Source organism: Arthrobacter sp. S41, from assembly GCF_004320535.1.
Classification (GTDB): domain Bacteria; phylum Actinomycetota; class Actinomycetes; order Actinomycetales; family Micrococcaceae; genus Glutamicibacter.
Genome location: NZ_SIHY01000002.1, coordinates 505048 through 522960 on the forward strand (window position 1 = coordinate 505048; position 17913 = coordinate 522960).

Here is a 17913-nt window from a genome sequence, read left to right on the forward strand (position 1 = left end):
TGCGACAACAGCCCTTCACCGGCGATTCTTCCTAATCTGTTACGAATTGACGCCTCGGTGGGATGGATTCACATTTTCTGTTGAGGCCAATGATTTAGAATTGATTAGTTAGGCGTCCTAAAGATCAAGGAAGTACATGCAGCCCTCGCACCGCGCGAATAGTTTGTGGCTTCAGGCTCAGCAGTTCAAAGGTTCGGCAGCATATCGTCTTTTGACGGCCCAACCATGGGCAGTTGCGTTTATCAGAGCCGAGTTCACCGCAGATCGATCCCGTATTGCACTGGAGCTTTTTCACGCTTCGCTGGATTCTTTCCTGAAGCAAGCACGCAAAAGTGACGAGCAGATCCCGCAGTCTTACTCTGCCCAAGATTTTGCTGAAAGCTGGGTCAAGCAAGGGATCTTGGCCCGCCCGCTCATTGACGGACGCTTCGTTTATGAACCCAGCGCCCAAACCTTACGCTCACTGCGTTTCCTGGCAGATTTTTCCACCGACGACTCGCATCTAAACTCGTCGCGGCTGAACACCTTGCTGTCCTCGCTGGAGTCCTTGGTCCATGAAACCGACCCGGACCCTGAAGCGCGTATTCGTGCTCTTGAATCGCAGATAGCGATACGCCAAGCACAAATTGAGCAATTGCGCACCGGTGATGAACCAGCGGTTCTTTCGCGTACCACGGCGTTGTCGGCAACACGTTCGCTCTTGGACCTCGCCTCAAGCTTGCCCGCAGACTTCCGCCGCATGCGCGACGGTGTCCAGGATATGTTGCATTCCCTGCGTGAGGGCATTCTTGATGCTTCGACAGCAAAGGGCGTGGCCGTCGGTCAGGTACTTGAAGCCGACCGACAGTTGCGCTCCACCGCGGAGGGCGAAACCTTTAGTGGATTCACCGAATTCCTCAATTCACCTGACGCGCAGCAACGTTTCCGCGCTGCTCTTGCCGAAGTGCTTGAACGCGATTTCGTCGATGATCTTGATTCCACAGAACGTCAGATTCTGACCAATCTGTTGCGTGAGCTACGGCGACAGGCCGCCGAAGTTCATACTTCCTACGGCAAACTTTCCGAGTCTCTGCACGCCTTTGTGCAGTCCGAAGATTACAAGCAGGCTGAACTTCTGCGTCAAGCAGTGCGTGAAGCGGAACTTGCCATCAGCAAGTCCACTGCGCTGAAACCACGTAGTGGGCTGACGCCTATGGATCTTTACACTCCGCAGCTCATGACACTTTCTGGTCTCGGGATCTATGACCCTTCCGAGCATGTGGCGCCTCCCCCGTTGGCTCAAGCACCTGCGTACAGCGAATCCGATATCGTTCGCAACCCGAGCACTCCGCAAGCAAATATGGGGTTGCTACGCGCCTCCATTACTTCCCAGCTGGAAGCATCAACTGACAAGGCAGTGAGCCTAGATGCCGTCTTTGACACTCTAGATGATGAACACCGTCATTTGAATTCCATCCGTGCATTGGTCGAAATCGGACGCACCAATGGTGAGTCGCTCAACGAGAGCGAATTGATCAACATTGAATTCCAACAACTTGATGGCTCGATGAGAACCGCAATCCTGCCTGCCCTACGCTTCACGAAGGAGCCGCTATGACCACGAACGATGCCTACGCCGCACCGATCGCCGAACCGCTGTTCGACGGTGATACCGGAAATTTCTCTCTTCCGCTGCGCCAGCTGTTGGTCCGCCTACTGCGTGGTCCTTACCTTGATGGATCGGTTGATGCGGCAGCTTGGCAATTGCTCCTTGATCAGCAGCAAACAGTCACCGATTACTTTTCGGAAATTTTCTTGACACTGACTTTGGACATGGATCGCAAGATCGCCATGCTGGCCCCAGCACAGATTGAGCAGGTGCACACCGCTCCAATTGCACCTCGCCGCCCGCTCAAGCGCGATGAAACGCTCCTGGCTTTGCGTCTGAGACTGATGTTGGAACAGCAGGCCGGAAGTGGAAACGACGCAGTCGCGTCCCGGTCCACGATGCACGAAATCCTCGCTGAGCACCGTCAGTCAACTGACCGCGATGACAAGCGTTTTGCTGAATCATGTGATGCAGCCATTGCCCGTCTGCAGTCCTTGCGACTATTGACCAGCACCGAATTGGAGAACGAATTCCGTATCTCCCCTGCGCTGGCGATGGCTCTGCCATTGAACAATATCCAAGACATCCCTCGTTATATCGCAGCTATCGATGCCAATGAACCGGCGTTTAACCTTTTGGCTGATGAGAACGATGACCTTGTTGAACAGACCCCCGAGTTGGTGCAGGAGTAACCGATGAGCATTGCAATGACTCTTCCGTTAGGCGGCGCGATCAATCCAGGCCAGCATCGACTGAGCCGGGTGCAGATTGTTAATTGGGGTACCTTCCACGGACTTCATGATTTGCTGGTGGACCGCGCCGGCACACTGGTGACCGGTCACCCAGGTGTGGGTAAATCGACCCTTTTTGACGCCATGGGCCACGTCTTCTTCGCTACCCCTCGACTTAACGAATCAGCCAATGATGCAGCAACTAGGGAGGACCGTCGCACCACGTTCTCCTATATGCGTGGCCGGCAGTTTAAGACCAGCGAAGGCACCGTTTATCAGCGTCCGGGGGCGACCTGGAGCGCAATCATCCTCAGCTACGACGACGGCATGGGCAATACGCTCACCGCCGGCGCCGTCTTTGATTTGCCCGACGCTGGTCTGGAAGGCCAGGTTTCTAAGCACTATCTCTTGTGTGAAGGCAAAGTGGATATCGCAGAGCTGGAGAATCACGGCCCACGCCGTTTCACGGTCTCTTCGCTGTCCAAAGCCTTGGCTCCTACCGAGGCTTTTGACACGCATAAGGCGTTTATCGAGCGGTTACGCCGTCGACTAGGTGTGGAAAGCGATAAGGCGTTTGCCCTGCTGCGCACCTTGCAAAACGGTAAGGGACTAGCCAAAGGTGTGAACCAGTTCTTCCGCCATGAAGTGCTTGAAGAACCAGCAACGCTGAAAGCCGCTGCAGCCGCGGTGGAGGACTTCGCCCACCTGCGTGGCATTTACCGTCAGTTGGATACTGCTCGGGCACAACGTGATGCTCTGGCCGAAGTCCCTGCCCAGGATCAGGCCTACCGTTCATTAGCGCAGCAGATCACCGAGACTCGTCAGCTTCTAGATACTGACGTGCAGGCTCTTGAATCTCAAGTGCGTCAGCTGGTGCTGCGCAATGATTTGGCCTCTCATCAAAGTGAATTGGCCACGTTGCAGGCCAAAGAGCAAGAACTGCGCCAGCGCAAAGAGCAGCTTGATGATCAATTGCAGTCTCTAGAAGCGGCCCACGATTCGGCCGGTTCGGCATCGCTGATGCTACTTGAGCGTGAAGCGGATGTGGCTCGCAAAGCACTGAGTGAAAAAGAGAACATTGTCCGGGCTCTGCAGCAGCAGGCAACGGATGCTGGCCTGAGCTTCGAGTTCTCCGCCACCGGACTTGATGAGCTACGCGCCAACGCTGCTCGCACGCTTCAGCAGTTGACCTCGATTACTCACGACGCCCAAACCGTCGAATATGAAGCCATGGCTACCTTGGTCAATCTTCGTAAGCGGGCCGAGTCGCTGGATGAGCAAATTCGTTCGTACCAGCGTCGTGCCAGCAATATCGATGAGCGTTCAATTGCCGCCCGTCGAGCCATCACGTCAGCCTGTTCACTACGCGAAGATCAATTGCCTTTCGCCGGTGAGCTCATGGATGTTTCTGCCGACTCTGCAAACTGGCGACTGGCCGCTGAAAAGGCTTTGCATTCATTGGCCCGTACCCTTTTAGTACCTGGTGAACTACTTGCGCAGGTCACCCATGCTATCGACCAGCTTGATGGGCTGGGTCGTGTGCGCTGGACCGATATTTCGCAACAGCCTAAGCCTGCTGAGGCTGGACCTGCAGATCTGGTCACCAAGTTGGACTTCGCTCCAGGTGACGCAGGCAGCTGGTTGAAAGCCAAGATCACCGCTGACTATCCTTTGGCCTGTGTTGATAACGACGCAGCAATGCATGTGCATCCCAAGGCCATCACGCCGGCAGGAACCATAAAGACCGGTGCCGGAACCTTTGAGCGTGATACCCGAGGGTTGCCTGCCTCCGAGTACCTTTTGGGCTTCACCAACGAGTCCAAGATTTCTGAACTGCAGGCCAAGGCTGCCCGTCAAGAACAGGAAATCGTCAAAGCTCAAGCAGCCGCGGATCAGCGTAGCTATGCGAAGAATCAAGTTGTTACCAAGTCGCAGCTGCTCAAGGCGATCATCGCTGATGAACGTAGTTTCAGCCAGCTTGATTCTTCTGCTGCACTTGAAGCATTACGTCGCGGTGAGCAAAAGCTAGGCGATGCGCTGTCCTTGTCTGGTGATTCGTCTCGGGTCCGCCAACAGCTTGAGACTGCCAAGGCTGAGGCAGAAAAGCTGGTGGGTGATCTGGCTTTGGTTCGTTCACACATCCAAGATTTGCAGTTGCAGGTCCAGCGTGCGGAGCAGGTGCTTTCTACCGCGCAGGAACCAGCGACAAACTGGGAGCAAGAGATTCCACTGTCGCTTCGTCAGCACCAGTTGCTCGGTCCTGTTCTAGAACAGGTCATCTCTGGTAGCTGCCCACCGAGCGAACAGATCAGTGAAGCTTTCGCTGAGGTCAAGCTCCAGCTGGGTAGCCAGGTTAACTCGTTGAGTAGTCAGCGCCAAGAAATTGGTAGCGCGTTGAGCGAAACGTTCCGTCGTTTTGCCCGTGAATTTGGTACCTCCCACGCACAGACTCACGGAACGTCGGCCGAGGCCGCCGAACACTACACACAGTTGCATGAGCAGATTGTGGCGGACGGTCTGCCTCACCATGAGGCTCAGTTCCGCGAATACTTTGCCAACCGTTCATACGAGCGGTTCAGTGATCTTTTGCAGTTGCTTGATGAAGAACGTCGGATGATCTCTGAGCGTATTAAGCCGCTGAATCAGATTCTTGCGGAGGTAACTTTTGAGCATGGATCGATTTTGCGTTTGGAAGTTGAGAATGCCGTTCCGGTGGAGGCCGGAAACTTCCGTAAAGAGTTGAAGGATGCGTTGCAGGAGGCCTACACAACTAAGGATGAATCGTCTTTGGCTACCTCTTACCAAGCATTGGAAGCGTTGGTTTCCGCGTTGAGCGACCCGGCGATGAATGCTTGGCGTTCAACGGTTCTTGATGTCCGTCAGCATGTCATGATTAGCTGCAACGAGCACAAGTCCAATGGTGAAATTGAAACTGGTTTGGAGCCGGGAACTCTTTCTGGTGGTGAAGGTCAGCGCTTTACTTCCTTCATCATGGGTGCCGCACTGGCTTACCAGCTCGGCTTTGCGTCGGCAGGATTCACATCCTACGGCACGGTCATGATCGATGAGGCCTTTATTCAGGCCAACTCCGAATATGCCGCTGCAGGCATACGTGCTCTTCAAGAGTTCGGCTTCCATTTGGTACTTGCTGCCCCTGAGGACAAGATCGATTTGAGTCGGCATTTGGGTTCCATTACCGACATCATCAAGCACCCAGGATCTAATATCTCGGGCTTCGTGACTACTGGTCGTTCCCCAGCAATGGCCACGACGATCACTCTGCGTAACTAGCTTTTGCTAGAGACTTGAATGGCCTGTTCCAAATATGGAACCGGCCATTCAACATTCAGCTAGAAGTTTTCACTTCATGCTCGAACGTATCCGATCTGGAATCATGCTCACCCGGGTTTGAAGATCCTGCGGTGGAAAATCTGGGTCGATGCATTCTTTCCAGAACTTCAAATGCGCTTTGTCGATCTCATGATTTGAGTCCTGAACCTCTGTTCCACCTTCGCCTTGAATGCTGTACCAGTACAGATAATCGATGCCGTCCAAGGTCTCGCTAAAAATGGTTTCGACGTACATCTTTTCGTCGTCCAAAGTCTTGAGCACAGCGGGCAAATTATCGTTTAGAAGGTCCATCCATTCATCAACAGCTGCGGATTTTCCCGGTAGGACCCTGAACCGAGTGAGTTCTATGTTCATGGGAAACACTCTATTTCTATCTGTTCCGATGCCATAACGAGGAAACGGGACCAACGCCAGCTCTTGTGAACTGCTGTTGGTCCCGCACTTTATTGCTCTGTTGTTACTCGGTGGCCAGGCCTTCAACCGGCGACAACTTCGCTGCCCGTCGGCCAGGCATGATCGATGCTAGTAACGCAGCGATGATGCTGATCGCGAGGACCGCAATGAGCTGCAGCCAAGGGATGGAGTAGGTCATCTTGCCCATTTCGGACAGCGCCGACTGTGCGCCCAACAAACCGTAGGCGACACCTAGGATCATGCCGAGCAATGCGGCAACACCACCGATGAGCACGGCCTCTGTAGCCAGCATGCTTTGTAGCTGCTTCTTCTTTAGCCCCAAGGCACGAAGCAACGAGTTCTCGCGGGTACGTTCAAGGACCGAAAGGCTGAGCGTATTAGCTACACCGATCAGTGCAATCAATACTGCTACCGCCAAGAGTGCCGACACAATCGTCAACAGCACGTCAATGATCTGCGAGAACATCGATTTCATGACGACGCCGCCGTCAATCATCGAAGAATCTACTCCGGTGATGTCTGAAATCTCGGTGACCAGTTCATTGATCTTTGAACCAGCGACGTCCTCATCCACCTTGACGATAATTCCCGGGTAAGTCTGCGCGTTCTTGAGGCCTAAAGTCTTCAAGGTCTCTTCCGCGATGGGGCTACCCGAAAGCAAAGCGCTAGTTTCCCTGACCTTGAGGGTCTTGTCGCCAATCTTGATGGTTGGCTTCCCGAAGTCCCAGCCGGTGAGCACTATCTCTCCTGGTTTTGGAACAATCTGCTGGTCTAGGACTGTTTTGGAGAATTCTTCTGGATTCACCGAGAGCAATTGAAGCTGCACCGGTCCGTCCAACCCCATGTCCGCGCCAGTGTCTGCGTCCAGTTCAGCGGTGGTGCTGGCGAAGGTGGTTGTTGCGCTGACCCCGTCGACGTCATTGATCTTTTCAGCCAGTTCCTTGGCCTTAGCTTCATCAGCGGTGCCGTCGAAGAACGAAACAGCCATGTCCATTGGGTACTCGGCCGCAACTGAGTTGTTCAGGCTAGCTTTGGCCGTCTGTCCACCAACCATGATCATGGACACCAGCGTCACACCAATGAGCAGTGCGGTTGCGGTGGCAGTGGTTCGACCTGGATTACGTACCGCGTTTAGGGCTGCCAGACGACGTGAAGTCGACTTGCCCGCAAACGCCTTACCAATCCCGGCAACGCTACTTGGAACAAATAGCGAAGCGAGCATCAGAATTCCGGGGAATGAAAGTAGCCCGCCAAGGAAGGCAACAATCAAGTCTCCCTTGACCGCACCAAAGATCAGTAGGGCGACGCCGAGCGCGGCAAGAATGGCACCAAAGATAATTCGCACGATTCCTGCACGATTCTTGACGCTTGCCGAATCAAATGGACGAAGGGCTGCGAGCGGGGCCAACTTCATGGCTCGTCGCGCAGGCAGGCTGGCTGCGATCACTGTCATGAGAATACCCACGATGATAGGCACAATCAGTCCCACCGGAGTCACTGCCATCGCAGCGTAGGACATGCTTGGTACCAGCGCATGAAGCAGTGCGATCAAGCCGGCAAGCAAGGCGACCGCAAGCAAAACACCAATGACGGAAGCGACGACACCGATGACCAACGCTTCAAGTAGCACCGAGCTTCGGATTTGTTTGCGCTTGGCACCGAGAATTCGTAGCAGTGCCAGTTCACGGGTGCGCTGGGCGATGACTACGGAGAAGGTATTGACCACGACTAAGCCGGTGACGACCAATGCAATCAAAGCGAAGATGAGCAGGACGACGGTTAGCTGATCGGTACCACCGGTCATCTGCGCAACGTCGTCAATGACCTTTTGATCCGCGGTGACGACCGCGATGTCTTTCATCTTCTTATCCGCGAAGTAATCCTGGACCTCTTGGGTGACTGCGTTCAGCGCACCATCGCCCTTGATGACGATGTCATTGAAATTTGCCTGCTCTCCCGCGAAATTGCTCCAGGCTTTTTCGCTCATGCCAGCCAAGGCATAGGCCGAGGTCTGTGGGTTGGTTGAGGAACGCTGAAGACCAACAATTTTTATGTTTTGGGCTTTGCCTTGTTCATCGTCTAACGCAACAACGTCACCTACGGAGATACCCATGTCTTCGGCGTGGGATTGATCGATGATCATCTCGTTGTTGGATAACGGCGCACGACCTTCAACAAGTTCCATTCCGCCTAGACCCTGTTTTGGATCTACCGGCTGAACCTGGACGTTGTAGCCGTTGTCCGAGGTGTGCATTTGACCGTAGGCATAGCCCAGACCGTAGGCTTCAGTGACTCCGGAGAGCTTCCGGATATCGTCGGTTTCTTTGAGGGTGAAGCTGGTTTGTTCGGTTGTTTCGGGGTCAAGGTTCGGATCTGAGTAGGCCACCAAGTCGGCATTTTTGTACGACTCCCCCAAGGAGTTTTTCAAGGTCGCCTGGGTTGATGAATTTACAGCCAGGGTTGCTGCAAGGAAAGCAGTACCAATGGCCACTGCCAGCACGACGGCAATATAGCGCCGGGCGTAGGTCTTGATATTAGAAAGTGCTACATGCAGCATTATTTACTCCGCCAATGAGGCAAGTGCCTCGGACACGGTAGCCACGGTTGGCTCCTCGATGGTTCCCACGATGCTGCCGTCCTTCATGAGCAGCACGGTGTCGGCATAGGACGCAGCCACTGGATCGTGGGTCACCATGATGATGGTCTGACCCATCTCTCGAGTCGAAGAGCGCATCAGCGACAAGACTTCTGCACCGGTGCGAGAGTCCAAGTTGCCGGTGGGTTCGTCACCAAAGACAACCTCCGGGCGGGTAAGCAATGCGCGAGCCACGGCAACACGTTGCTGCTGACCGCCGGAAAGCTCGTGCGGCTTGTGGTTTAGGCGATCGCGCAGGCCCAAAGCTTTGATGACCGTATCAAACCATGCCTCGTCGTGCTTCTTTCCGGCCAAAGACAACGGAAGCAAGATGTTCTCTTGTGCGTTGATTGTTGGGACGAGGTTAAAGGACTGGAAGACGAATCCAATTTGTTCACGACGCATCTCGGTCAGCTGATCATCGTTCAGCGACAGCAGGTTCTTGCCGCCGATGATAATTTCTCCACCGTCTGCTGAGTCCAGACCTGCTAGGCAGTGCATCAAGGTGGACTTGCCTGAACCGGAAGGGCCCATGATGGCAGTGAATTTGGACCGCGCAAAAGCGACATCGACGCTGCGAAGCGCCTCAACTCGGGTGGAGTCATGTCCGTAGGTCTTTGTCAGACCACGTGTGGCGACCGCATAATCAATTTTTGGCAGGGTTTCAGAAGTCATACTAAAAGAATATAAAGTCCCTAGCCAGAACGGCATCCACCAACAGGATTGTCTTGATCAGCACTCTCGTCATACTCAGGTATGATCCAGCCTAGACAAAACTAATCCACAGTATTCTGAATCGCGCTTTTAATGCCCTTGATCCTCGCACCCATGCTGGTGCTCGGTGCTCTGATGCGTTGGAGGTTCGATTTGGAAGGTCGAATGTTCGATGCTGACGGTGAAGTGATCCGCTACGCATTTTTGCAAATCTTTGAGTAGCTCTCCGGCCATTCCCGTCGAGAAGGTAGATTCTTCGACGACCACGTGGGCGGTGAGCACCGGCAGATTTGATGCAATCTGACTTGCATGCAGATCATGGACGGCAATAACTCCGGGCTGGCGTTCCAAGTGCTCTCGCACTGCAATGAGGTCAAGTCCGCGCGGGGTTGATTCCAGCAGAATATGCGTAGTTTCGCTCAGGAGCTTCAACGCCCGAGGAACAATCAGTGCGCTGATAACCAACGCGGCAACCGAGTCAGCTTGCATCCATCCAGTGCTGGCGATGACTATCGCTGCGACGATCACCGCAACGGAGCCGAGCGCGTCATTGACCACTTCTAAGAATGCCGCCCGCATATTCAAGTTGTTGTTGCGGCCGGAGGAGATGATCCACATGGATAGGACATTTCCAAGCAAACCAATCACACCAAAGATCAACAAACCTGTCGGGTGAATCTCTTCTGGCGTAAACAGTCGGCGTACCGCATCAATGGCAGCGTAAATACCTACAGCCAAAAGCAATGCCGACTGCACCGTTGCAGAGAGAACCTCCGCACGCCTAAAGCCCCACGTTCGCTTAGTGGTGGGCTTTCGGGCGATGAGGTTCGCAGCGGTCAGAGCTAGCAGCAGTCCCAATGTATCGGTGAGCATATGCGCCGCATCAACCAACAATGCGAGCGAACTAGTGACAATGGCGCCGACGATCTCAGCTAGCAAGATAGTCGCAGTGATACCAAAGGCCCAGGCTAGACGAGTTCGATTTGCGTCAGAGTGGTCATGGGAGTGACCGTGTGAATGATCGTGGCCCATTACTCCCCCTGAGTCTCGTCGCTGGTGTGCGCTTCGTGCCAATGATGCTGGGTCCTCAGTGGGATGAGTTGGCGTGCTATCAGCAGCAGCTGATCCAGAGAGCCGGGTTGTCCCAATGAGTAGATGCTCGCCCTGCCCTGGCTTCTGACCTTCACTAGATCCGTATCGCGCAGACAGGCCAGGTGTGCACTCACGGTACTTTGAGCGAGCCCGAGGTGATCGGTTAATTCTCGGACCTTGTGTTCACCTGTTTTAAGGTGTTCCAGAATCAACAAACGCGTAGGATCAGCCAGCGCGTGGAAGAGGGCAGCTTCTGCCGTCTTTTCATCACGCCTCACTAATACATCGCCTTGAGACTCTATAATCGCCATATAGCGATGATACTTGTTATGAGCCAAAAACTGAACCCTCCGCAAAGAGCTTCACAGCACTACTCAAAGAAACAACGCTGCTCAATTCTGCCCAGCACCACATTGCAGCTAGCCGGGACGGAGCGCCCAGAAAAGACTGCATCAGATTCATGGATAGGTCACCGCAAAATGTAACAAGCTCAAAAATCGCTGAACATGCGGAAGAAAAACCGCTGCGCTCAGCGCGGCTCGCGTAGACTTCATCAGGTCCCAAGAGTATCTAAATTCTGAAGCATTTCTTCAGTACATCCTCTTGACCTCACGCAATGCGAAGATGGATTCATGACCGAAGACCTTGTTATCGGCGAAGATGGCCTCGCCCGCCCACAATGGGCAGCGTCCAACGACATGCTCCGTGATTACTACGACTCCGAGTGGGGCATGCCCGTAGACACCGAAGCCGGGGTCTTCGAACGCCTAAGCCTGGAATGTTTCCAGTCCGGACTTTCGTGGGCCATCATTCTCTCCAAGCGTGAAGCTTTCCGTGAAGCCTTCGCGAACTTTGATCCTGAAAAAGTCGCTTTGTTTACGGAGAATGACTTCAACAGCCTGATGGATAACGCTGGAATCGTCCGCAACAAACTCAAAATCCGGGCAACGATCGCCAATGCTGAGGCAACGCTGATGATGCGCGAAGAAGGCGGCTTGGCAAACTTCGTCTGGTCCTTCAAGCCCGAACAGACACCCGCGCCACGTTCTTTTGATGAGATCCCAACACAGAGTCCCGAGTCCAAAGAGCTGGCTAAATCGCTGAAAAAGCGTGGCTTCAAATTTGTGGGGCCGACAACCATGTTCGCTCTCATGGAGGCGATCGGAATGGTCGACACCCACCTCATCGGCTCGCACCGCCGCAACAGTTCAGGCATCTGGACCGCGTAACCATGACACTTCGTCTTACCGTTTCAGGAATGCTGGACGTTACCCATACCCTGGCGGTACTAAGACTTCATTCACTTCCGGGCCAAGAAGAAATAGATGAAGCGGCAGCGCAGGTTCACCGAATCTTGCGATTCGACGACCATCTAGTAGAAGTACACGTGGCGTTAAATCCCGACGCTGTCATAGTTCAACACGATGCGCCGGCTAAGCTGCTCCCCAAACTGCGGTCAACAATTGACCATTGGTTCGGACTCACGCAAGATACCTCGTCGGCCTACGCATCCTTGCAGACCTTGCCCAGCTTTGCGCGCCTGGCACAAGAATCTGACCACCTGAGGTTGATTAGCTATCCGACCATTTTTGAGGCCCTGGCTACCACCGTCATTGGTCAACAAGTTTCTTTAGCCGCCGCACGAACTCTTGCGGGACGATACGTAGAAAATTTAGGTGAATTACACCAGTCGGGACTACGCGCATTCCCCACCGCGCAAGCCACTGCTTCACTGGAGCCCGCGCAAATCCAGTCCATTATTCGTTGTCCCTTGGCGCGGGCAACAACATTGCATACGGTTGCCCACTGGTATCAAGACTTTGGCCAGCACCTCATCCATGACCACGAGCAGTTCCTCACGCAGCTACTCGCATTGCGAGGAGTAGGTCCGTGGACCAGAGACTACATGGCGTTACGAGGACTAAGAGCTCCCGAGATATTCCTTGATACAGACCTAGTCGTGCGGCGGGCCTTGAATAACTTGGGTGTCTCCGAGAATGAACTCAAGGACTTGCCATCCCAAGCTGGATACCTGGCCACGCTTCTGCTCTGGCACCACGACTCACGCCAACACGATTAACGAAAAAGGAACCTACCAAGCTGTGCAATCTTGGTAGGTTCCTTTTTCTGCGATCCGGATAGCTGAGCAGGCTACCCGATTCACTTTCCCCTTATTCGAGCCGGCTAAGCCGACAACTAGGCTGAGGCGAGCAACCTCAGGCCGTAGTGAACTGGCCGATAGAACTCGGTCAAGTTGATCGCTTCTCCCGACCACACACGGGAGAAGCTCTGAAATAAGCATAACCCGTCGCACCCTAATAACGTCAAGAGCTAGTCACCTAATATCTTAATAATTTTCTTAGGTAAGCATAACTAAGAATTTGACGTCACCGAAGACAGGTAGGAGGAGGGCAGACAGGGGCAACCGCTGGTTTAGTCTGCGAAGATTTTTCCTACGTCAGTTCGCTTCTCAGCTTGGAAAGTATCTTCGGCACGACCATAGGCCCAATAGGCCGACAGGGACATGTCCCGTCGGTCCACGCCGCGCTCATCATAGAAATAGAGTCGTAGTTTTTTCATAACTTCGCGCTCTCCATGAGCAAACACCTGCACCCGGCCACCTGGCCAAGGGTAGTCACGCACCGTGTTTTCCAAAACGGTGTTCGTAGGCGCGAATGGGGCGTTGCGATGCACCCAACGAACTTCAACACCTTCGGGGTGGACTAAGTCCAGCTCATCAGCCTCGTCAGCCACCTCGATAATGGTCACGCCCCGCATTTGGTCAGACATAGCTTCTAAGGCGACACTGATAGCCGGAATCGACGTTTCATCACCAGCGAAGAAGTGGAAGTCGAATTCTTCGCGGGGCACGAACTGCCCTGCTGGACCGCCAAAGCAGATTGACGATCCGATTTCAGTATCTCGTGCCCATTTGCCGGCCAAGCCCTCGTCCCCGTGAACGACGAAGTCAACTTCGATGGTTCCAGCTTCATGATCGCTGCGGCGCACTGTGTACGTACGGCGAACCGGCATATCCTCGGGAGCCAGCTTAGTGCGCAGCTCATCCAAGTTGTACGGCAACGGCAATTCAAGTTCTGGCTTTGCAAACAAGAATTTAACGTAGCGGTCCGTGACAGGCTTATCCACGAATTGCGCAAACCCCGGGCCACCAAGCGTCAATCGCACCAGATGAGGTCCGATGTGTTCGCGCTTGAGTACTTGCAATACAACTTGAGGTCGTGAAGTACGAGATTCGTTTTGCGTGCGTCCACCAGCTGGCTGAGTCATGTCAACACTCCCTGTCCGAATAAGAAAAGATACTTCAATCCTAATTGACGGGAGCCTCAGAGCTTATTTGGGGAAAGTCGTTGCACCTTCGAAAGCGCTCAGACCCTCACGTTCCTCAAGGCTTAGCCGCTGAACTCGTGAAGTAATCGGGTCAAAGTAGGCCAAAGTAGTCGAGGCTTTAACACAAAGGTAGTCCTCAATCGGATCACGGAATTCGTAGCAGATATCAAAGCTCGCTGGTTTGATGTTGGCGACCCACAGATCCACATTCACCGGGACGTTGCGGTACTCCAATGGCTTGGAGTACCGCACACGGTGCTCCACAACCAGAATTTGGATCCCTGCTGGCACCGCCGAAAAAATATCAGCCTTCGGCTCTACCCCAGGGGCACCAGTGCCGCCCGGCACACCAAAGCCTGCAATGCGCGCTTCTTCCATCAGCCTGATCAGGTTGACGTTATTAACGTGCCCATAAGCATCCATGTCGCCCCACCGCATGGGGACTTGTACGCGAAGTGCAGACTCAGCCACGACTTAAACTTCCTTCTACATATTCTTGGCGTCGTCATTGACGAGCCCAAGTTTTACCAGCTGATCAAGAATACGTGCGCCGTCAGGCTCATAGATCCACCGCACACCTGGTGTGGTTCGGCGTAGTTCATTGGAACGTCCGCCTGCGAGCACCGCTTCCGAAGGGGTGAGCTGACGGATCACTATCGCCCTGACAAGTTCAGGATAACGGCGTGCAAATTCGGCATAAATCGCCGGGTCATGCTGGCCATCATCACCCACCAGAATCCACGAAATTTGAGGAAATTCTTGAGCCAGACGGCGTAGCTGATCAACCTTGTGTTGCATACCGCTACGGAACCATGAACGTTCGGTAGGTCCCCAGTCCGTAAGTAGCAGTGGGCCTTCTGGATACAGGTTGCGAGACATGAAGCGTTGCAACGTTTGCGCGACATTCCATGCGCCAGTGGACAGATAGATCGTTGGCCCGCCTGGGTGATCCTGCTGAACTTTTTGAAGCATCACAGCCATGCCCGGAGTGGCCACGCGGGCATGCTCGGAGAGGACAAACGAGTTCCAAGCCGCCAGCAAAGGACGCGGAAGCGCAGTGACAACCACGGTGTCATCAACGTCGCTAATGACACCAAATTTCTGGGCCTGATCAATCACCATGATTCGAGCGGTCGCCTGGTCGCCACCATGCGCGTGGAGGTGAATTTCATGCCAGCCTGCAGGTAGGTCTACTGCTAGCTTGACGTCAATGACTCCGCCTCGGTCTGCCTGGACCTCAAAACGTTGGTCCCCGACATCAATGCTTACCTTCCCAAAAGGAAGAATGGGTGAAATGAAATTGCGGAATCCGCGGATCCCGTCAGCAATCACCTGAGCCTGCTGCTGCCCAAATTCAAAGGCGCCCGGTCCTGCCAAGACCACGCGGGCCAAAACACGAATCCAGCCGTCCTCAGGACCGGAAGAACCATATCCCGTGTAGGGAAGGATGACGGCACCCTGACCTTTGGCCTGTGCACGCTTTGCACGCCAACCGTGAAATTGGTCTTCCAAGCGTGAGGCTACGTGACGAGTTCGCTGATCAGTCGAAATGTGACTCATGCTCACAGTCTTTCATGTCACCGGCCAAGCAAGTAAAAAGACAAGCCTTGAATCGCCGTAATTCACGGCCTCAAGGCACCCTTTCCGCTTGCTGATCTGTTTTGCGGAGTGCTCCATCAGGAATAAGGGTAGAACCCTTCTCCACTCTTACGTCCCAATAATCCAGCCTGAACTTTCTCCGTGATCAGCGGGTGCGGCTTGTCCGCATCCTCGCCTGTCTCGGCGTAGGTAGCTTGGGCAATAACATCGATGACGTCCAAACCCACCATGTCCATGAGTTCAAAAGGACCCATCGGGTGCCCAAGAGCTGTCTTCGCGGTGGTATCGATGTCTTCGATACTGGCGATACCCTGCTGGGCCAGGTTCAACGCTTCAGCATTGATAGCACCCATCATGCGGTTGGCAATGAATCCCGGGATTTCCTTGTTTACTAGTACCGGTTGCTTGCCCAGACGGGTAGCAACATCCGTCACCGCTGACACCGTTTCGTCGCTAGTTTGTTCATTGCGAACTACTTCAACACACTTCATGACCAGCGCCGGGTTGAAGAAATGCATATTGCATACCTGCGCAGGTCGTCCGCTGGCCTGAGCTACACGCGACGAAGGCAGAGTTGAGGAATTGGTTGCAAGGATCGCGTGGGCTGGGGTGTGTTCACCCAGCGTGGCGAAAATCTGCTCCTTGATATCTAGTCGCTCTACGGCAGCCTCAATGACTAGATCCGCAGTGCCCGCGCTGTGCACTAAATCCGTACTTTCGCTCAGGCGTTCCAAAGCGGCCTGAGCATCTGCTTGTTCTAGCTTCCCCTTGGAAACTCGCGAATCGGCCCAAGATTCCAGTTCCTTGCGTGCAGCAGACAAGGCGTCAGCAGAGATGTCTTGAAGGATTGTCTGGTAGCCGCTCAAGGCACAACTCATTGCGATTTGCCGGCCCATGGTTCCGGCGCCGATAACCAAAATTCGTTCAATCGTCATTGATGCTACTTTCTTCGGCACTTCAGCGGCGACTGTCAGCCCCGCAGATATGTGGTGGTCGTGTGCGTGTAAAATTCGCGAGCTGCCGTTCCTTGTTCTTTCGGTCCGTATCCTGATGACTTGGCTCCACCAAATGGAACGTGGGGATCTGCGCCTGCTGACTCCGAATTTACATGCAATATACCAACATCCAGTGTCTGTTGAGCAGTCAGGGCCAACGCAAGATTACTTGTGAACAGCGCCAAGCTCAGCCCAAATTCTGAATCCTCGGCCGCTTCGAATGCCTGCTCTGCGCCGCTGACCTTGCGCACTGCGAGAACCGGGGCAAAAAATTCCTCGCGCCAACTACAGTTCGTCCGGCCTGCTTCACCGTCCGGTAGCTCCAAGATGGTAGGTGCCAGATAATTACCAGTTTTTGGCGCTTTGCCTTGGAACCGCAGGATCGCGCCTTGGCTCAGAGCGCGGTGGATCCCCTCACGCGCCGAACTCGCAGCCTTGGCATCAACCAGTGGCCCCATATGAACATTAGGGTCCATAGGGTCACCGGTATTCCACTGTTCCAAGCGAGTGGTGAGCTTTGACATGAATGATTCGGCAATAGCTTCATCCAGAATGAGGCGACTGGTCGCAGTGCATTTCTGTCCTGTAGAGCGGAAAGCCCCGAAGAGCACTTCTTCGCAGGCTAGATCAAGATCAGCATCGGCAAGTACCACCGAGGCATTCTTGCCTCCCATCTCGGCCTGAACCGGGATGCCGCGCGAGGCGCCGGCGGCACAGAGCCGGCGACCTACAGCAGTTGATCCGGTGAAGGACAAACCATTGAGGTGCTCGTTGGCAATAATTCGGTCCCCCAACGCACCGGGACCAATGAGCAGGTTCAGTACTCCTGCTGGCAGCCCTGCATAATCCAAAGCTTGGGCCAGGCGCAACGCCAAAATCGGCACAAGGCTGGCAGGTTTAAACACAACCGTATTGCCAAAGACGAGTGCAGGCGCGATTTTCCAAGCTGGAATACCGATAGGAAAGTTGAATGGGGTAATAATGCCCACCACGCCCAGCGGCTTGTTGGTCACCAAGATCTGTTCCCCTGTGCGCGGCGATTGGAAAACAGTCCCGGCAACGCGTTCGGCCTCACCCGAGTAATAGGTGAAAATTTGGGCTGCGCGCAGTACTTCGCCGATACCTTCGGCCCGAGTTTTGCCTTCTTCGCTGACCAGTTCCTCGCCGAATTGCTCGGCATGCTCCTTGAGGTAGCGCGCAGCCGTGGTGAGGAAGGCCGCACGCGTAGCCATCGGGGTTCGTGCCCAGCTTTTCTTCGCTTGGTGAGCGGCTGTAAAAGCTTCATCAACTTGTTCTTCACTGGCTGCACTGCCTTTGGCGAGTACCTGCGAGTTATCAGCAGCAGCGGACGAAACAATTTCTCGCCCCTTGCCCTCAACCCAAGTGCCATTGAGATACTGGTACAAGGACACCGGGGTGGAAGTTAATTCCATAGTCACATTCCTC

General features: G+C 54.1%; 15 protein-coding genes. 5 read left to right on the forward strand and 10 right to left on the reverse strand.

All coding sequences use genetic code 11. The features are described from left to right. Positions 1–136 precede the first annotated feature (136 nt). From EYR88_RS13605 to EYR88_RS13615, 3 genes are read left to right on the forward strand one after another with little or no spacing between them, the layout of a single operon-like run. Positions 137–1597, forward strand: a complete 1461-nt coding sequence (locus tag EYR88_RS13605) for a DUF3375 domain-containing protein (RefSeq protein WP_131090289.1) — start codon at positions 137–139, stop codon at positions 1595–1597. Then, positions 1594–2280, forward strand: a complete 687-nt coding sequence (locus tag EYR88_RS13610) for a DUF4194 domain-containing protein (protein ID WP_131090290.1) — start codon at positions 1594–1596, stop codon at positions 2278–2280. Before EYR88_RS13605 ends, EYR88_RS13610 begins: the two co-directional genes overlap by 4 nt. Positions 2281–2283: 3 nt before the next feature. Next, positions 2284–5610, forward strand: coding sequence for an ATP-binding protein (locus EYR88_RS13615; protein ID WP_131090291.1), 3327 nt, complete (start codon positions 2284–2286; stop codon positions 5608–5610). Positions 5611–5679: 69 nt separating this feature from the next. On the opposite strand, the gene EYR88_RS13620 is transcribed toward EYR88_RS13615, so the two are convergent. The 5 genes from EYR88_RS13620 to EYR88_RS13640 all read right to left on the reverse strand — a co-directional run bounded on the left by EYR88_RS13620 (position 5680) and on the right by EYR88_RS13640 (position 10836). Then, positions 5680–6024, reverse strand: a complete 345-nt coding sequence (locus EYR88_RS13620; protein WP_131090292.1) for a DUF6176 family protein — start codon at positions 6022–6024, stop codon at positions 5680–5682. A 103-nt stretch (positions 6025–6127) separates the two neighbouring features. Beyond that, the gene (locus EYR88_RS13625; protein ID WP_131090293.1) at positions 6128–8641 is read right to left on the reverse strand and encodes an ABC transporter permease; all 2514 of its coding nucleotides are present in this window, start codon (positions 8639–8641) and stop codon (positions 6128–6130) included. Between the two features lie 3 nt (positions 8642–8644). Then, positions 8645–9394 (reverse strand): ABC transporter ATP-binding protein, encoded by a 750-nt coding sequence (locus EYR88_RS13630; RefSeq protein WP_131090294.1) that lies wholly within the window; start codon positions 9392–9394, stop codon positions 8645–8647. Positions 9395–9523: 129 nt separating this feature from the next. Then, complete coding sequence (locus EYR88_RS13635) at positions 9524–10465, reverse strand: cation diffusion facilitator family transporter (RefSeq protein WP_131090295.1); 942 nt, start codon at positions 10463–10465, stop codon at positions 9524–9526. Next, positions 10465–10836, reverse strand: a complete 372-nt coding sequence (locus tag EYR88_RS13640) for a metalloregulator ArsR/SmtB family transcription factor (protein WP_131090296.1) — start codon at positions 10834–10836, stop codon at positions 10465–10467. The genes EYR88_RS13635 and EYR88_RS13640 overlap by 1 nt, the downstream gene beginning before the upstream one ends. A gap of 321 nt (positions 10837–11157) precedes the next feature. On the opposite strand from EYR88_RS13640, the gene EYR88_RS13645 reads away from it, so the two are divergent. Together EYR88_RS13645 and EYR88_RS13650 are read left to right on the forward strand one after the other, a co-directional pair. After that, positions 11158–11754 (forward strand): DNA-3-methyladenine glycosylase I, encoded by a 597-nt coding sequence (locus EYR88_RS13645; RefSeq protein ID WP_131090297.1) that lies wholly within the window; start codon positions 11158–11160, stop codon positions 11752–11754. 2 nt (positions 11755–11756) lie between these two features. Further along, positions 11757–12605 (forward strand): AlkA N-terminal domain-containing protein, encoded by an 849-nt coding sequence (locus EYR88_RS13650; RefSeq protein ID WP_131090298.1) that lies wholly within the window; start codon positions 11757–11759, stop codon positions 12603–12605. Positions 12606–12958: 353 nt separating this feature from the next. Here EYR88_RS13650 and EYR88_RS13655 read toward each other — a convergent pair whose 3' ends face one another. The 5 genes from EYR88_RS13655 to EYR88_RS13675 form a co-directional block, all read right to left on the reverse strand. Continuing rightward, complete coding sequence (locus EYR88_RS13655; RefSeq protein ID WP_131090299.1) at positions 12959–13813, reverse strand: siderophore-interacting protein; 855 nt, start codon at positions 13811–13813, stop codon at positions 12959–12961. A gap of 63 nt (positions 13814–13876) precedes the next feature. Continuing rightward, positions 13877–14344, reverse strand: coding sequence for an acyl-CoA thioesterase (locus EYR88_RS13660; RefSeq protein WP_131090300.1), 468 nt, complete (start codon positions 14342–14344; stop codon positions 13877–13879). A gap of 15 nt (positions 14345–14359) precedes the next feature. Further along, a complete protein-coding gene (locus EYR88_RS13665; RefSeq protein WP_131090301.1) occupies positions 14360–15433 on the reverse strand; it encodes a phosphatase domain-containing protein in 1074 nt (357 codons plus the stop codon). Between the two features lie 116 nt (positions 15434–15549). Beyond that, positions 15550–16407: a 3-hydroxyacyl-CoA dehydrogenase family protein gene (locus EYR88_RS13670; protein ID WP_131090302.1), complete on the reverse strand. Its 858-nt coding sequence runs from the start codon at positions 16405–16407 to the stop codon at positions 15550–15552. Positions 16408–16442: 35 nt separating this feature from the next. Next, a complete protein-coding gene (locus EYR88_RS13675) occupies positions 16443–17900 on the reverse strand; it encodes an aldehyde dehydrogenase family protein (protein WP_131090303.1) in 1458 nt (485 codons plus the stop codon). Positions 17901–17913 lie beyond the last annotated feature (13 nt).

Coding starts and splice junctions, on each gene's coding strand:
- EYR88_RS13605 (WP_131090289.1), top strand. CDS start 137: ATGCAGCCCTCGCACCGCGCGAATAGTTTGTGGCTTCAGGCTCAGCAG.
- EYR88_RS13610 (WP_131090290.1), top strand. CDS start 1,594: ATGACCACGAACGATGCCTACGCCGCACCGATCGCCGAACCGCTGTTC.
- EYR88_RS13615 (WP_131090291.1), top strand. CDS start 2,284: ATGAGCATTGCAATGACTCTTCCGTTAGGCGGCGCGATCAATCCAGGC.
- EYR88_RS13620 (WP_131090292.1), bottom strand. CDS start 6,024: ATGAACATAGAACTCACTCGGTTCAGGGTCCTACCGGGAAAATCCGCA.
- EYR88_RS13625 (WP_131090293.1), bottom strand. CDS start 8,641: ATGCTGCATGTAGCACTTTCTAATATCAAGACCTACGCCCGGCGCTAT.
- EYR88_RS13630 (WP_131090294.1), bottom strand. CDS start 9,394: ATGACTTCTGAAACCCTGCCAAAAATTGATTATGCGGTCGCCACACGT.
- EYR88_RS13635 (WP_131090295.1), bottom strand. CDS start 10,465: ATGGGCCACGATCATTCACACGGTCACTCCCATGACCACTCTGACGCA.
- EYR88_RS13640 (WP_131090296.1), bottom strand. CDS start 10,836: ATGGCGATTATAGAGTCTCAAGGCGATGTATTAGTGAGGCGTGATGAA.
- EYR88_RS13645 (WP_131090297.1), top strand. CDS start 11,158: ATGACCGAAGACCTTGTTATCGGCGAAGATGGCCTCGCCCGCCCACAA.
- EYR88_RS13650 (WP_131090298.1), top strand. CDS start 11,757: ATGACACTTCGTCTTACCGTTTCAGGAATGCTGGACGTTACCCATACC.
- EYR88_RS13655 (WP_131090299.1), bottom strand. CDS start 13,813: ATGACTCAGCCAGCTGGTGGACGCACGCAAAACGAATCTCGTACTTCA.
- EYR88_RS13665 (WP_131090301.1), bottom strand. CDS start 15,433: ATGAGTCACATTTCGACTGATCAGCGAACTCGTCACGTAGCCTCACGC.
- EYR88_RS13670 (WP_131090302.1), bottom strand. CDS start 16,407: ATGACGATTGAACGAATTTTGGTTATCGGCGCCGGAACCATGGGCCGG.
- EYR88_RS13675 (WP_131090303.1), bottom strand. CDS start 17,900: ATGGAATTAACTTCCACCCCGGTGTCCTTGTACCAGTATCTCAATGGC.